The sequence below is a fragment of the Rhodoplanes roseus genome (assembly GCF_003258865.1).
Lineage (GTDB): Bacteria > Pseudomonadota > Alphaproteobacteria > Rhizobiales > Xanthobacteraceae > Rhodoplanes > Rhodoplanes roseus.
This window is the reverse complement of sequence record NZ_NPEX01000008.1, coordinates 35,641-49,892: the sequence shown is the minus strand read 5'-3', so window position 1 is coordinate 49,892 and position 14,252 is coordinate 35,641. Positions and strand designations below refer to the sequence as shown.

At 70.7% G+C, this 14,252-nt stretch carries 17 protein-coding genes; 12 read left to right on the top strand and 5 right to left on the bottom strand.

Annotated features, from left to right (window positions below):
- The 6 genes from CH341_RS35685 to CH341_RS02410 all read left to right on the top strand — a co-directional run.
- Window positions 1–164 (top strand): TIGR02301 family protein (locus CH341_RS35685; RefSeq protein ID WP_245430832.1); only part of this gene is annotated, 164 nt, incomplete at its 5' end.
- A gap of 133 nt (window positions 165–297) precedes the next feature.
- Window positions 298–546, top strand: a complete 249-nt coding sequence (locus tag CH341_RS02430) for a hypothetical protein (RefSeq protein WP_245430830.1) — start codon at window positions 298–300, stop codon at window positions 544–546.
- A gap of 111 nt (window positions 547–657) precedes the next feature.
- Window positions 658–1,554, top strand: a complete 897-nt coding sequence (gene ygfZ, locus CH341_RS02425; RefSeq protein ID WP_111417438.1) for a CAF17-like 4Fe-4S cluster assembly/insertion protein YgfZ — start codon at window positions 658–660, stop codon at window positions 1,552–1,554.
- Entirely contained in the window at window positions 1,554–2,222 is a 669-nt protein-coding gene (locus CH341_RS02420; protein WP_111417437.1) for a DNA-3-methyladenine glycosylase I, read from the top strand. The genes ygfZ and CH341_RS02420 overlap by 1 nt, the downstream gene beginning before the upstream one ends.
- A gap of 92 nt (window positions 2,223–2,314) precedes the next feature.
- Window positions 2,315–2,881 (top strand): YfbR-like 5'-deoxynucleotidase, encoded by a 567-nt coding sequence (locus CH341_RS02415; RefSeq protein ID WP_111417447.1) that lies wholly within the window; start codon window positions 2,315–2,317, stop codon window positions 2,879–2,881.
- Between the two features lie 97 nt (window positions 2,882–2,978).
- Window positions 2,979–3,485: a tyrosine phosphatase family protein gene (locus CH341_RS02410; RefSeq protein ID WP_111417436.1), complete on the top strand. Its 507-nt coding sequence runs from the start codon at window positions 2,979–2,981 to the stop codon at window positions 3,483–3,485.
- A 50-nt stretch (window positions 3,486–3,535) separates the two neighbouring features.
- Here the strand turns inward: CH341_RS02410 and CH341_RS02405 are convergent, their stop codons facing one another.
- The 3 genes from CH341_RS02405 to CH341_RS02395 form a co-directional block, all read right to left on the bottom strand.
- Complete coding sequence (locus CH341_RS02405) at window positions 3,536–4,081, bottom strand: hypothetical protein (protein ID WP_111417435.1); 546 nt, start codon at window positions 4,079–4,081, stop codon at window positions 3,536–3,538.
- Window positions 4,082–4,185: 104 nt separating this feature from the next.
- Window positions 4,186–5,172 carry an acrylyl-CoA reductase (NADPH) gene (gene acuI / locus CH341_RS02400; RefSeq protein WP_111417434.1) on the bottom strand — a complete coding sequence of 329 codons (987 nt, stop codon included), beginning with the start codon at window positions 5,170–5,172 and terminating at the stop codon, window positions 4,186–4,188.
- A 128-nt stretch (window positions 5,173–5,300) separates the two neighbouring features.
- A complete protein-coding gene (locus tag CH341_RS02395) occupies window positions 5,301–6,566 on the bottom strand; it encodes an MFS transporter (protein WP_111417433.1) in 1,266 nt (421 codons plus the stop codon).
- Between the two features lie 128 nt (window positions 6,567–6,694).
- Between CH341_RS02395 and CH341_RS02390 the strand changes: the two genes are divergently transcribed.
- The 5 genes from CH341_RS02390 (at window position 6,695) to CH341_RS02370 (ending at window position 11,761) form a co-directional block, all read left to right on the top strand.
- On the top strand, window positions 6,695–7,633 hold the full coding sequence (locus CH341_RS02390; protein WP_111417432.1) for a LysR family transcriptional regulator: 939 nt from the start codon (window positions 6,695–6,697) through the stop codon (window positions 7,631–7,633).
- A gap of 69 nt (window positions 7,634–7,702) precedes the next feature.
- A complete protein-coding gene (ppk2, locus tag CH341_RS02385) occupies window positions 7,703–8,716 on the top strand; it encodes a polyphosphate kinase 2 (protein WP_111417431.1) in 1,014 nt (337 codons plus the stop codon).
- 132 nt (window positions 8,717–8,848) lie between these two features.
- Window positions 8,849–9,859 carry a Bug family tripartite tricarboxylate transporter substrate binding protein gene (locus tag CH341_RS02380; RefSeq protein WP_170149432.1) on the top strand — a complete coding sequence of 337 codons (1,011 nt, stop codon included), beginning with the start codon at window positions 8,849–8,851 and terminating at the stop codon, window positions 9,857–9,859.
- A 10-nt stretch (window positions 9,860–9,869) separates the two neighbouring features.
- The gene (locus CH341_RS02375) at window positions 9,870–10,718 is read left to right on the top strand and encodes an MBL fold metallo-hydrolase (RefSeq protein WP_111417429.1); all 849 of its coding nucleotides are present in this window, start codon (window positions 9,870–9,872) and stop codon (window positions 10,716–10,718) included.
- 371 nt (window positions 10,719–11,089) lie between these two features.
- Complete coding sequence (locus tag CH341_RS02370) at window positions 11,090–11,761, top strand: PhoH family protein (protein WP_245430831.1); 672 nt, start codon at window positions 11,090–11,092, stop codon at window positions 11,759–11,761.
- Between the two features lie 29 nt (window positions 11,762–11,790).
- Here CH341_RS02370 and CH341_RS02365 read toward each other — a convergent pair whose 3' ends face one another.
- The gene (locus tag CH341_RS02365; RefSeq protein WP_111417427.1) at window positions 11,791–12,102 is read right to left on the bottom strand and encodes a DUF190 domain-containing protein; all 312 of its coding nucleotides are present in this window, start codon (window positions 12,100–12,102) and stop codon (window positions 11,791–11,793) included.
- 29 nt (window positions 12,103–12,131) lie between these two features.
- Window positions 12,132–13,106 carry a sodium-dependent bicarbonate transport family permease gene (locus tag CH341_RS02360; RefSeq protein ID WP_111417426.1) on the bottom strand — a complete coding sequence of 325 codons (975 nt, stop codon included), beginning with the start codon at window positions 13,104–13,106 and terminating at the stop codon, window positions 12,132–12,134.
- Window positions 13,107–13,234: 128 nt separating this feature from the next.
- On the opposite strand from CH341_RS02360, the gene CH341_RS02355 reads away from it, so the two are divergent.
- Window positions 13,235–14,107: a LysR substrate-binding domain-containing protein gene (locus CH341_RS02355; protein WP_111417425.1), complete on the top strand. Its 873-nt coding sequence runs from the start codon at window positions 13,235–13,237 to the stop codon at window positions 14,105–14,107.
- Window positions 14,108–14,252: the final 145 nt, after the last annotated feature.

The window sequence follows — 14,252 nt, the reverse complement described above, 5'->3', positions numbered from 1 at the left end:
GCGGCGCCCGCCGCTCGCAGATGATCGCCAGCTTCAATCGCGGCTACCGGCTCTACCAGCAGAGCTATCGGAGCTGCACGCCCGCCGCCGACACCGCCATCCGGCGCTATCTCCAGGAGGGCTCCAAGATCGCCCGCGAGGTCACGGCCCGCTACGCCAACTGAGCCCGCCGCCTTTCGCGCTACCAATTAACCTTTCGTAAAGGATTGGCTGGTCCGGCCCGCCTCGTCTGGTAAGACATTCGGGGACGAAAAACGGCTGGGCACGGGGACCGGGTGGTCGGGAATGTCGATGGCAATGGACGAGGCTTCTGAGCCGCACTCGGATCAGGAGCAGAAGCGGGCGGCCCTCGGGCACATCAAGGAGGCCTGGGCCGAAGCCTGGGCCGACGGTATCGACGGGGACTGCCTGGCGCAGGCCTCGCTGTTCTGCGCGCTGACCGAGCTGGTCTCGACCTATGGCGAGGAGGCGACGGCCCGGTTCGCCGAGGGGCTGCCGAAGCGCATCTCGTCGGGCGAGTTCTCCATCGTCATGTCGCGCCAGTAGGCGAGGGGGCCGGCGGGCCGCCTGCCGGCTCCTGCCGGCCGTTCGGATTCCGGCCTTGAGCCGGGGCCCCGCGCGCCCTACCTTTCGGGCTGACCCTGGCCCGAAAGAATCATGCTGGCTGCGCCCCTCTCCGATCGCGGCATCGTCCACGTCTCCGGTGACGATGCACGCACCTTCCTGCACGGTCTGGTGACCGCCAATGTCGCCACCATGGCGCCGGCGACGCCGCGCTTCGCCGCGCTGCTCACCCCTCAGGGCAAGATCGTCGCCGATTTCCTGGTGATCGAGGTCCCGGCCGAGGACGGCGGCGGCTTCCTCCTCGACCTGCCGGCCGCGCTGGTCGATCCGCTCCTCGCCAAGCTCAAGCTCTACAAGCTGCGCGCCAAGATCGCGATCGAGGACCGCTCCGCGGCGCTCGCCGTGCTGGCGCTGTGGGGCGGCGATCCCCCCGCGGCAGCCGCCATCGACGGTCTCGTGGTGCGCGATCCGCGCCTCGACGCGCTCGGCTTCCGGGCGATCGTACAGGCCGCGGCGGTCGCCGAGGCGGCCGAAAAGCTCGGCGCGAGGCTGGTCGAGCCGGCCGCCTACGAGGCGCACCGGATTGCGCTGGGCGTGCCGCGCGGCGGCGTCGACTTCGCCTATGGCGACGCCTTCCCGCACGAGACCGACATGGACCAGCTCGCCGGCGTCGACTTCAAGAAGGGCTGCTATGTCGGCCAGGAGGTGGTGTCGCGCATGCAGCACCGCGGCACCGCCCGCACCCGGGTCGTCCCGGTCGCGGTCGACGGCTTCGCGCCGCCGCCGGGGGCGCCCGTCACGGCTGGCGAGATCACGGTCGGCACCATGGGCTCGGCCGTCGAAGGGCGCGGCCTCGCGCTGCTGCGGCTCGACCGCGTCGGCGACGCGCTCGCGGCCGGCACGCCGCTCCTCGCCGGCGGCATCGCGCTGTCGCCGCAAAAGCCCGCATGGGCGCGCTTCGCCTGGCCGGGCGAGACGCAGGCCTCGTGATGACGGCGGTTCTGCATCCGGACGGCCTGAAGCGCTGCACCTGGCCGGGCCAGGATCCGCTCTACGTCGCCTATCACGACACCGAATGGGGCGTGCCGGAGCACGACGACCGGGCCCTCTACGAGAAGCTGATGCTGGACGGCTTCCAGGCCGGCCTGTCGTGGATCACGATCCTGAGGAAGCGCGACAATTTTCGCACGGCGTTCGACGGTTTCGCGCCCGAGACGATCGCGCGCTACGACGCCGCCAAGGTCGCGGCGCTGATGCAGGACGCCGGCATCGTGCGCAACCGCGCCAAGATCGAGGGCGCCGTCCTCTCGGCGCGCGCCTGGCTCGACGCCATGGAGAAGGGGCCGGGCTTCTCCACGCTCCTGTGGAACTTCCTCGACGGCAAGCCGCAGGTGAACCGCTTCCGCAGCAGCGCCGAGGTGCCGGCCGAGACGCCGGTGTCGCGGGCGATGTCGAAGGAGCTGGCGTCCCGCGGCTTCAAGTTCTGCGGCCCGACCATCGTCTACGCCTTCATGCAGGCGGTCGGCATGGTCAACGACCACCTCGTCACCTGCCACCGCCACGCCCCGCTCGCCGGCGGTCCGCCGCGTCCGGTGAAGCGCGCGAGCGCGGTGAAACCCGCCACGCCGGCCCGGCCGGCGATCCGCAAGAAGTCCTGATCATGCCGGCGAAGCCGAAAGCGATTCAGAAACCCGCGGTCCACAAGCCCGTGGCCGTCCCGTCGGGCGAGCCGCCGCGCGCCTGGCAGCGCATGCTGTCGGGGCGCCGCCTCGACCTGCTCGATCCGTCGCCGCTCGACGTCGAGCTCGAGGACATCGCGCACGGCCTCGCCCGCGTCGCGCGCTGGAACGGCCAGACCGTCGGCGATCACATCTTCTCGGTCGCCCAGCATACGCTGCTGGTGGAGGAGATCGCGCGACGGCGCTGCGGGGCGGTCGATCGCCGGCTCGGCCTCGCGCTGATGCTGCACGACGCCCCCGAATACGTGATCGGCGACATGATCTCGCCCTTCAAGGCCGTGATGGGCGGCGCCTACAAGGCGGTGGAGCACCGGCTGCTCGCCGCCATCCATCTGCGCTTCGGTCTGCCGCCGACGCTGCCGGAGGAGACGCTGCGCATCGTCAAGGAGGCGGATCTCGGCTCCGCCTATCTGGAGGCGACGCGCCTCGCCGGGTTCGCCGAGGCCGAGGCGCGGAAATTCTTCGGCGTGCCGCCGGAGCTGCCGGTCCGGGTCGAGACGGACTTTCTGAAGCCGTGGCCCGCCGCCGAGGCGGAACGACGTTTCAAGGAGCGCTTTTCCAAGATCGACTCTGGGTGACGTCGTCCTCTCCGAGGAGGCCCGGCACGATCCGTGCTTCGCATGATGCGGCCACCGCCGGCCGCCGTGGCGGAGCAACAAGACGAGGGCCGAGACGATGATTCACGTCTGCTCGCTGGCGCGGCTGAAGGAGACCGTGGAGGCGACCGGCGCCCGCCGGGTCGTCACGCTCATCGACATCGGCACGCCGGTGACGCGCCCGGACAGCATCGACGTCGCGCATCACCTGCATCTCGAGATTCACGACATCTCGCTGCCGCTCGACGGCTACATCCATCCGCAGGAGCAGCACGTCGCCAAGCTGATCGAGTTCGTGCGCGCCTGGGACCAGGCGTCGCCGCTGGTGGTGCACTGCTACGCCGGAATCAGCCGCTCCACCGCGGCGGCCTACACGGCGGCCTGCACGATCCATCCGGACCGCGACGAGCGCGACATCGCCCGGGCGCTGCGCGCGGCGTCGCCGACCGCCTGTCCCAACCGGCTGATCGTGTCGCTCGCCGATCGTCTGCTCGGCCGCGACGGCCGCATGGTCGCGGCGATCGAATCCATCATGCCGCACACGCCCTGCCTCTCGGCCGAGCCGTTCTGCATCACGCTCGACTGATCCGCCGACGGCGATTTGTCGCCCGGCGCCGATGCGATCGGCCGGGCCGGTCAGTCCGTGGTCTTGATCACGGCCGATTGCACCGGCGGGGCGGCGGCCGGGGCGCTGATGGTGGTCGGACGCAGGTTGAGCGGCCGCGGGCGGGCCGGCGCGGCGGAGCCGGTCGCTCCCTCGGCACTGCCGCCCGAGCCGGTCAGGCGGGTGCGCGGGTTCTGCCGGACGAAATCGCAATAGGCGAAGCCCAGGCCGGAGACCGAGCCGCGGAAGGTTTGCGGGCTGGTCTGGTCGACCTGGAAGCAGGGCTGGAACATCATCCCCTTCACCGAGGCGCAGATCGAGCTCGAGCTCACCTTGATGGTGCCGGCCGGCAGCGCCACGAAGCGCGGCGGCCGGCCCTTCGGCTGCAGGGTGCCGACGACGGATCCGTCCGGATAGATGCGGCCCATGCCCTGGGTGCCTTCGAAGCACGTGTAGGCGAACAGCTTGCCGGCGACGAAGCGGCGCGCCTCGTCGGGCTTGAGCTGTCCCGCCCCGGCCGGAACCGAGCCGGCCAGGACGAGCACGACCGGCAGAAAGGACAGATGGCGCACGCGCATGTCGGACCCCGTACGGCAGTGAACTGCAGCAACTTTCGTTACACGGGCTTAACCATAACCCGCGGCGATCATGCCGGCAGTTCGTCGATAAAGTCTGAACGCGTTTACGCGATCTTGACCACGATTCGACCCCGGACGAGCCCTTCCACGATGCGACGGCCGGCGTCGAAAACCCCGTCCAGTCCGATTTCTTCGGTCATTTTGGCCAATTTGCGCCGATCCAGGTCGGTGTCGAGGCGCCGCCACGCTTCTCGGCGCAGGTGTTGCGGACACATCACAGAATCGACCCCCAGCAGGGCGACGCCGCGCAGGATGAACGGGGCCACGCTGGTCGGCAGGTCCATGCCGCCGGCCAGCCCGCAGGCCGCGACGGCGCCGTGGTAGCGGGTCATCGACAGCACATTAGCGAGCGTCGTCGAGCCGACCGAATCGACGCCGGCGGCCCAGCGCTCCTTGGCCAGCGGCTTAGCCGGCCCGGAGAGATCCTGGCGGGCGATGACCTCGGCGGCGCCGAGCTCCTTCAGGTAGTCGGCCTCCTCGGTCCGGCCGGTCGAGGCGATGACGTGCCAGCCGAGCTTGGCCAGGATCGACACCGCCACCGAGCCGACCCCGCCGGCCGCCCCGGTCACCACCACGGGGCCGCGGTCCGGGCCGAGGCCGTGATGCTCCAGCGCCAGCACGGCCAGCATGGCCGTGTAGCCCGCCGTGCCGATCGCCATGGCGTCGCGCGCCGCGATCCCGGCCGGCAGCGGCACCAGCCAGTCGCCCTTCACGCGGGCCTTCTCGCCGTAGAAGCCGAGATGGGTCTCGCCGCAGCCCCAGCCGTTGACGACCACCCGGTCGCCCGGCTTCCAGTCGGGGTGGTTGGAGCTCTCCACCGTGCCGGCCGCGTCGATGCCGGCGATCATCGGAAAGCGGCGCACCACCGGCGCCTTGCCGGTGACGGCGAGGCCGTCCTTGTAGTTGACGGTCGACCATTCGACCCGGAGGGTGACGTCGCCCTCCATCAGCTCGCTCTCGTCGAAGTCGGAGAGCGCGACGCTCTGCCCGTTCTCGCCCTTGCGAATGACGATCGCCTTGAAGCTGGACACTTGGCGCCCCCGTTGCTGGCCGGGTGGAATCCGCGGCCGTTGGTTCGGCGGACCTTAAGCGCCGGCGAGCGGGCCGGACAAGGGCCGGCCCGGGGTATCCGCCATTCGGCTCGGCCGACCCGGCCGGCTCAGGCCCGGGCGGCCGCGAGGCGGGCGACCGGCTTCTCGACGATCGGCAGGTTGATCAACGCCGAGAGCAGGCCGAACAGCACCGAGAGCCACCAGACGAGGTCGTAGGAGCCGGTGCGCTCGAAAGCGATGCCGCCGATCCACACCCCCAGGAAGCCGCCGACCTGGTGGCTGAAGAAGGCGAAGCCCGACAGCGTGGCGAACCACCGCGTGCCGAACATCAGCAGCACGAGGCCCGAGGTCGGCGGCACGGTGGAGAGCCACAGCAGGCCCATCACGGCGCCGTAGATCAGGGTGGCGGCCGGGCTCGCCGGCAGCAGGATGAAGACCGCGGTCGCCGCGGCGCGGGAAAAGTAGTTCCCCACCAGCAGGAAGCGCTTCGGATACCGATTCCCGAGCCAGCCCGAGGCGAGCGAGCCGGCGATGTTGAACAGGCCGATCACGGCGAGCGTCCAGCCGCCCACCGAGGCCGAGAGGCCGCGGTCGATCAGATAGGCCGGCATGTGCACGGTGATGAAGGCGAGCTGGAACCCGCAGGTGAAGAAGCCGAGCACCAGCAGCACGTAGGAGCGATGGCCGAGCGCCTCGGCGATGGCCTGCCGCAACGACTGCTGCGGCGCCGCGTCGACCGCCGCAGCGGTCGGCCCGGGCGCCGTCGGCGCCGCCTTCGGGGCCGCCATGGCCAGCGACAGCGGAATGATGGTCAGCATCGTGACGGCGAAGATCGCCAGCGTGGTCTGCCAGCCGAACGCCTGGTTCAGGCCGACCGCGAGCGGCGAGAACAGGAACTGGCCGAACGAGCCGGCCGCCGTGCCGGCGCCGAACGAGACCGAGCGCCACTCGATCGGCAGCAGCTTGCCGAACGAGGCGATCACCAGGTTGAAGGACGCGCCGGCGAGGCCGAAGCCCATCATCACGCCGGCCGTGAGGTCGAGCGCGCCGGGCGTGGTCGAGTAGGCCATCAGCCACAGGCCGCCGGCGTAGAGCAGGGTTCCGATCGTCATCACGCGGACCGTGCCGAACCGGTCGGCGAGCGCCCCGGCGAAGGGCTGGCCGAGGCCCCAGAGCAGGTTCTGGATCGCCAGCGCCAAGCCGAACACGTCGCGGCCCCAGCCGTTCGCCTGCGACATCGGCGTGAGGAAGAAGCCGAGCGCCGAGCGCGGCCCGAAGGCGAGGAGGGCGATGCCGCTTCCGCACAGGACGATCACCAGCGGCGTGCGCCAGCCGACCGACCGGGCGGGGGCGGCGGATGTCGGTGCGGTCATGCGGTCCTCCAGAGACGACAAGCGCGCCGGTGTGGCACTCGGCGCGTTTGCACCCTCATAGCAGGTCCGATATCATGATTAAAATGAAACATGCTGATGATCATCATAACCGATCGGAATAAAGGCGCATGAACCTCGAGGACGTCCGGGCGTTCGTGGCGGTGGTCGACACCGGGTCGGTCGGCAAGGCGGCGCTGTGCCTCAACCTCACCCAGCCGGCGGTGTCGCGCCGCGTGCAGCGGCTGGAGGAGACACTCGGCGTCACCCTGCTCGACCGCGATTCGAAGCCGGCGCGCGCCACCCGGGCCGGCGAGACCGCCTATCGCCGCTGTGTCGCGGTGCTGCGCGCCGCCGAGGCCTTGACCCGCGACAGCCGCAGCACGGTGGCGGCCGGGCCGCTGCGGGTCGGCCTCACGCTGGCGCTGTCCGAGGCCGTGCTGGCGCCCGCCATCGAGGCGGTGCGCACCTTGTGCCCCTCCGTGTCGCTGCGCCTCGCCACCGATCGCAGCGCGATCCTGCGCCGGCAGGTCGCCGACGGCCAGCTCGACGCCGCCGTGGTCGCCGAGAAGCCGGAGCGCCCGCTCGATCCGGCCCATGCGACGCCGCTCGGCACCGAGCGCGTCCTCGTCGTGGTGCCGGTCGACAGCCCGCTGCCCGACCGCATCTCGGTCGCCGGGCTCGCCGGCCAGCACTGGGTGATCAACCCGGACGGCTGCGGGTTTCGCGCCCAGCTCGACCGCGCGCTCGCCGATCGCGGCGCCCCCGTCGAGGTGGTGGCCGAGACCTGGGGCGCCGGCCTGCAGCTCGCGCTGATCGCCCGCGGCATCGGCGTCGGCCTGATCCCGGAACGCCTGCTCGTCGGCTCGCCGTGGCGCGACAAGGTGCGGGTCGTGACGGTCGACGACTTCGCCCCCGCCCTCACCGCCTGGATGGTGACGGCCGGCCCGCTCGGCCCGTTCGACGCCGCCATCGAGGCGATCGCCGCCACGGTGCGGGCGTTCCTGGAGGAGGAGGCCGCACCCGAGCGGCCGCCGAGCGCCGGGGCGACGATCGCGGCCCACGGTTGAATATCGAAATCTGTTCGTCGTACGCTTCCTCCAGGCTCGCCGGGCCGCGCCGGAAGGGGGAGGGACGCGATGAGCAAGCGTGGGGCCCGAAGCAAGTCGGCGGTCCGCGAGAAACCGGTCGTCAGCGAAAAGTCCGCGCGGGGCCCTGCGGTCCGCAACGAGCCGCGCGGGAGCAAGGCGGCGGCGCCGCCGGCGAAGCGCGACACCCGCCGGCTCAGCACCAAGGACAGCGAGATCCTCCGCACCGCGGTCGAGAAGGCCGCGATCGAGACGCTGTGGCCGAAGCTGCCCCGCAACGGCGTCCGCAAGCCGCCGAAGAACTACAAGTACGTCGAGGAGCTCGCCCATCTCCAGTACGAGCTGATCAAGCTGCAGGAGTGGGTCCGCACCCGCGGACTGAAGGTCGCCGTGATCTTCGAAGGGCGCGACGCCGCCGGCAAGGGCGGCGTGATCAAGCGCATCAGCGAGCCGCTCAATCCGCGCATCTGCCGCGTCGTCGCGCTCGGCACGCCGACCGAGCGGGAGCGCGGGCAGTGGTACTTCCAGCGCTACGTCGCCGTGCTGCCGGCCGCCGGCGAGATCGTCCTGTTCGATCGCTCCTGGTACAACCGCGCCGGCGTCGAGCGCGTGATGGGCTTCTGCAGCGAGCGCGAGCATCGGGACTTCCTGCGCGCCTGTCCGCAGTTCGAGGAGATGCTGATCCGCTCCGGCCTGATCCTGATCAAGTACTGGTTCTCGGTCAGCGACGCGGAGCAGGAGAAGCGCTTCGTCGAGCGGGCCCGCAACCCGTTCAAGCGGTGGAAGCTGTCGCCCATGGATCTGGAATCGCGGGCTCGCTGGGTCGACTATTCCAAGGCCAAGGACGAGATGTTCGCCCACACCGACACCAAGACGAGCCCCTGGCACGTCGTCGACGCCGACAACAAGAAGCGGGCGCGGCTCAACTGCATCGCGCATTTCCTCGCGCAGATCCCCTACGGCCACGTGCAGCCCTCGCAGGTCGAGCTGCCGCCGCGCCAGCTCGACGACGGCTATCGCCGCCCCAAGAAGTCGAGCCAGCGCTTCGTCCCCGCCCTGTATTAGGCCTCCCGCAAGGGTCGACCGCCGCGGGCTCGCCCTCATGGCGGCTCCGCGTCGTCGGGTCTTGAACCGCGTCGCGACATGGCGGAGCGTCGGCCGGGGAGCCGCCGGGCGGCACGGGGACGAGGATCGCACATGCAGACGACGGGTCGCCAGGCGCGGGTCGCGATCGACCGGCGCACCCTGATGGCGGGAGCCGCGACACTCGTCGCGGCCGGCCTCGGCCCGGCACGGGCGCAGCTCGCGCCACGACCCCTCAAGATCATGGTCGGCTTCCCGGCGGGCGGCGGGCTCGACACCATGGTGCGCATCATCGGCGACAAGCTGCGCGAGCAGACCGGCACGAGCGCGATCGTCGAGAACCGGCCCGGCACGGCGGGGCGGCTCGCCGCCGAGGCGGTGGCCCGGGCCGAGCCCGACGGCACCACGCTGCTCGCCGCCCCGCTCGTCGTCACGGCGTTCTATCCCTTCATCTACAAGACGCTGCCGTTCGATCCGATGAGCGATCTGGTACCGGTGACGCGCTTCTGCACGTTCCAGTTCGCGCTGGCCGTCGATCCCCGGCTGAAGGTCGAGACCGTCCGCGACTTCATCGCCTGGGTGAAAGCCAATCCCGGCAAGGCGAGCTTCGGCTCGCTCGGCGCCGGTACGCCGTCGCACTTCCTCGGCCTGATGTTCAGCAACGCCACCGGCACGGACCTGACCCATGTGCCGTATCGCGGCTCGGCCCCGGCTCTGCAGGATCTGGTCGGCGGCTCGATCCAGGCCGTGTTCGACACCACGGCGAGCCTGATGGCGCAGCATCAGGCCGGGACCGTCAAGGTACTGGCCGTCACCGGCACGGCGCGCTCGCCGCGCCTGCCCGACGTGCCGACCTTCGGCGAGCTGACGCTCGGGCTCGGCGACATCGAGGCGGCCGATCTCTGGTACGGCTTCTTCGCGCCCGGCCGGACGCCGCCGGAACAGGTCGCGCGTCTCGCCGCCGCGATCCGGGACGCCGTCGCCGATCCCACCGTGCGCGAGAAGCTCGCCGGGCTCGACGTCGCGGTGGTGGCCGACACGCCGGCCGCCTTCGCCGAGATCGTCAGGGCCGACAACGTGCGCTGGGGCCGGGTGATCCGCGCCAGCGGCTTCACGCTCGACTGAGGGGCTGCCCGTGAAGGTGATCCTGCTCGGCACCGGCGGCCCGCGGCCCGATCCGCGCCGCATGGCGACCACGACGATGATCCGGCTCGGCGACGAGAACATCCTGTTCGACGCCGGGCGGGGCGTGACGCTGCGCATGGCGCAGGCCGGCGTGCCGCTCGCCGCGGTCGGTCCGGTGTTCCTGACGCATCATCACTTCGATCACATCGGCGATCTCTACGACGTGGTGCTGAACTCCTGGCTGGCCGGCCGCCGCACGGCGCTCGACGTCTACGGGCCGCCCGAGACCGAGCGTATCGTGAATGCGCTGCTGACCCAGGTCTACGACAAGGACATCGGCTGGCGCAGCGCCGGCGAGCCGACCTTCGGCGGCTTCGCGCCGGTGAATGTTCGCGACGTCGTCGCCGGGCCCGTGCTCGATACCGGGCGGTGGACGGTCCGGGCCGAGACGGTGTCGCACGGCGATGGGCTCGGCATACCGCCCGCCTTCATGGCGCGCTGGACCTGCCTCGGATACCGCTTCGAGGCCGAGGGCAAGGTGATCGCGATCTCGGGCGACACGGTCCCCTGCGACGGCCTCGCCCGGCTCGCCGAAGGCGCCGATCTCCTGGTGCAGTGCTGCTTCCTGGCCGGCCCCGAGATCCAGGGCGAGCACTTCGTCCTGCTGGCGAAGCACACGCTCGCCTGCGGCGACACGGTCGGCCGCATCGCCGCCGCCGCGGGCGTGAAGACGCTGGCGCTCACCCATCATCGTCCGCGCAACGACGACGCGATGCTGGACGTCCTGGCCGAGGAGGTCGCCCGTGACTTTTCGGGCCGCATCGTGATCGGCGCCGATCTGACCGAGATCGAGGTGTGATCTCGGGTCCGACCGCCGCCCGCCCTCCCCGTTAAGCTTCGCGTAAGAATCCCCGACGCCGATCTGCCTGCACCGTGACCAGCGGCTGCCGCATTTTGCTCCGTGAAACCGTCATACGAATCACGTAGCTTTGAACACATGGTGGCTCGTAGATCGGTGAATCGATGAGCAAGAAGACGACTCCGACATCCGCGGACCGTCGTCGCCGCGCCGCCTGCCTCCAAATCACTTCCTCACCAGAACCTGTCGCGAGACGCGGTGCAGAGGCGCCGGCGTCGTCCCGTCGATTCGGCGAAAGGAGTCGTTCCTTGGGCAAGCAGTCCAGCAAGAAGAAGCGTCGCAGCGACCGGTCGGCCGAGACGGCCGAGATCATCGCTTTCGCCGGCGCCAAGTTCACGGCCGCCCGAGCGCTCCCGCCGATCGAGCCGTTGACGCCGACCCAGGGCGCGTATCTGGCGGCGCTGCGGTCCAGCCCGCAGGTCGTGGTCGTCGGCCCCGCCGGCACGGGCAAGACCTGGATCGCGGCGACCTATGCGGCGGATCTGTATCGTACCCGCAAGATCGAGCGCATCATCCTGACACGGCCGAACGTCCCCTGCGGCCGCACCCTCGGCTTCTTCCCCGGCTCGCTGAACGACAAGTTCGCGCCCTGGGCCGCCCCGGTGATCGAGGCGATCAAGGAGCGGATCGGCAAGGCGGCGTTCGACATCGCGCTCAAGAACGGCGACATCGAGCTGGTGCCGTTCGAGGTGATGCGCGGGCGCTCCTGGAAGGACGCCTTCGTGCTGCTGGACGAGGCGCAGAACGCCACCCCGGCCGAGATGAAGACCTTCCTCACCCGGGTCGGCGAGAACTGCATCACCGTTGTCGACGGCGACGTCGGCCAGTGCGACCTGCCGGCGGAGTCGGGCCTGCGCACCGTGATCGATCTGATCAGGACGAAGGATCTGCCCGTTCCCGTGATCGAGTTCACCCGCGACGACATCGTCCGATCCGACGCCTGCGCCATGTGGGTCGATGCTTTCGAGGGCGTGGAGACCTGATCGCTTCTCTGCCGGGCCGGCCGGACGGCTCAGAACCGCTCCGGCCGCACCACGGCGACGTCGGACACGGTGACGACGCCGATCTGGCGCGACACCAGGGCGAAGACGCCGTCCAGCACGGCGTCGAGCCGGCCGGCGTCGACGATGGTGATCAGCATCACCATCTGGGACGCAGTGCCGATCTGGCCCTCGGCGGTCCAGTCGCCGTGCCGACCGTGGCCGGCCAGCACCGGCACCACGGTCCAGCCGGTGACCGCTGTCTCCTCCAGCCGCGCCGTGATCCGCCGCAGCAGCGGCGCCTCCACCACGATCTCGATGCGCTTCTTCGGAAAGGTCTGCATGACGAGGCCTCCGGAGGCGTTTGGCCGCCTCACGCCGCGATGCGGCCGGCGACGGCGATGTAGAGCGGGATGCCGACGATGAGGTTGAACGGGAACGTGACGCCGAGCGACAGCGTCAGCGCGACGGCAGGATTGGCCTGCGGCAGCGCGAGCCGCATCGCCGCCGGCACGGCGATGTAGGAGGCCGACGCGGCGAGCGTGATCAGCACCGCCGTGCTGCCGGGCGACAGGCCGATCGCGACGGCGAGCGCGGCGGCGAGTGCGGCGCCGATCAGCGGCATCACGACCGCGAAGGCCGTGACGGCGGGCGTCAGGTGCCGGCGCCCCTGCGCCAGGCCGCGGCCGGCGACCAGCCCCATGTCGAGCAGGAACAGGCAGAGGACGCCCGGGAAGGCATCGACCAGGAACGGCTTCAGCATGGTCGCCCCACGCGTGCCGGTCGCCGCGCCGATCAGGAAGGCGCCGACCAGGATCACGATCGAGCCGTTGAACGCCACCTCGCGCAGCAGCGTCGCGCGGCTGTCGCTGGGCGCGGCTTCCTTGGTTCGACGCCGCGCGATCAGCAGGGCGGCGACGATCGCCGGCGTCTCCATGGCGGCCGCGACCGCGACCATGTATCCGTCCCAGGCGATGCCGAGCTGGGTCAGCACGCCCGTGACCGCGACCAGCGTGACGGCCGAGATCGAGCCGTAATGCGCCGCCACGGCGGCGGCGTTCACCGGGTCGAGCCGGGTCGTCACGCGCAGGATCGCATAGGCGAGGAACGGCGTCGCGAAGGAGAGCAGGATCCCGGCCGCGAGCGTCGCGATCAGCGTCCCGTCGATCCCGTGATGGGCGACCTCGGCCCCGCCCTTGAAGCCGATCGCCATCAGCAGATAGAGGGCCAGGAGCTTCGCCACCTGCTCGGGCACCGTGAGGTCGGAGCGCGCCAGCGCCGCCGCGAGGCCGAGCACGAAAAACAGCACCATGGGCGAGAGAAGGTTCTGCAGAGCGAGCGTCAGCATGGTCGGGTCGATCCGTGGGGGCCAGCGGCGCGGTGCGGCGGGCGAGCGGGGCGACCTTATGTGCGGTTGCAGCATGGGACAAATTGATTATAGAAAGTTCTATCATTGCCGAAATTGATGGTAACGCCGTGCCTCGCTCGCTGCTCAATCTCGATCTCGACCTGGTCCGCACCTTCGTCGCCATCGCCTCGCTGGGCAGCTTCACGCGCGCTGCCGAGAGCCTGCGCCGGCAGCAGTCGACCGTGTCGCTGCAGGTGCAGCGGCTGGAGGACGCGCTCGGGCGCAAGCTGCTCGATCGCAATCCGCGCAACGTCCGGCTCACCGCCGACGGCGAGACCTTCCTGGCCCACTCCCGCCGCCTGCTCGACGTCAACGACGAGCTGGTCGCCCGCGTCACCGAGCCGGCCCTGCACGGCACCGTGCGGCTCGGCACGCCGGAGGACTTCGCCTCGCGCCATCTGCCCGAGGTGCTGTCGCGCTTCGCCAAGGCCTATCCGGCCGTCGCGCTGGAAGTGACGTGCGATCTCACGCTGCATCTGATCGAGCGGTTTCGCCGCGGCGGCTTCGACCTCGCGCTGATCAAGCGCGAGCGTCTCGCCGGATCCGCCCTGGCTGGTCCCGGTGGACTGCGGGTGTGGCGCGAGCCGCTGGTGTGGGTGACGGCCGAGGCCGACTTCGCGCTGCCCGAGGCGGCGCTGCCGCTGGTCGTGTCGCCGAGCCCGTGCGTCTACCGCAAGCGGGCGACCGAGGCGCTCGACAAGGCGCGGCGGCCGTGGCGCATCGCCTACACGTGCGGCTCGCTCGCCGGCTCGCTCGCCGCCGTGCGGGCCGGTCTCGGCGTCGCGGTGCTGCCCAAGGACATGGTGCCGGACGATCTGCACATGATCGACGGCGCCCCGCTGCCCGGCCTCAAGGACACCGAGATCGCGCTCCTCCAGCGCGACCGCCTGTCGCTGCCGGCGCAGCGCCTGAAGGAGCACATCGTGCGCTCGCTGGGATAGGGGGCCGCACAGCCGTCCCCCTCACATCGACGATCGCATGGCCTCGCCCCTCGTGGTGAGGAGCGGCCGCAGGCCGCGTCTCGAACCCTGTGGCCACGGCATCGTGTGAGCCGAAGTCGAGCAGGCTCGACTTCGGTGGCCGCCC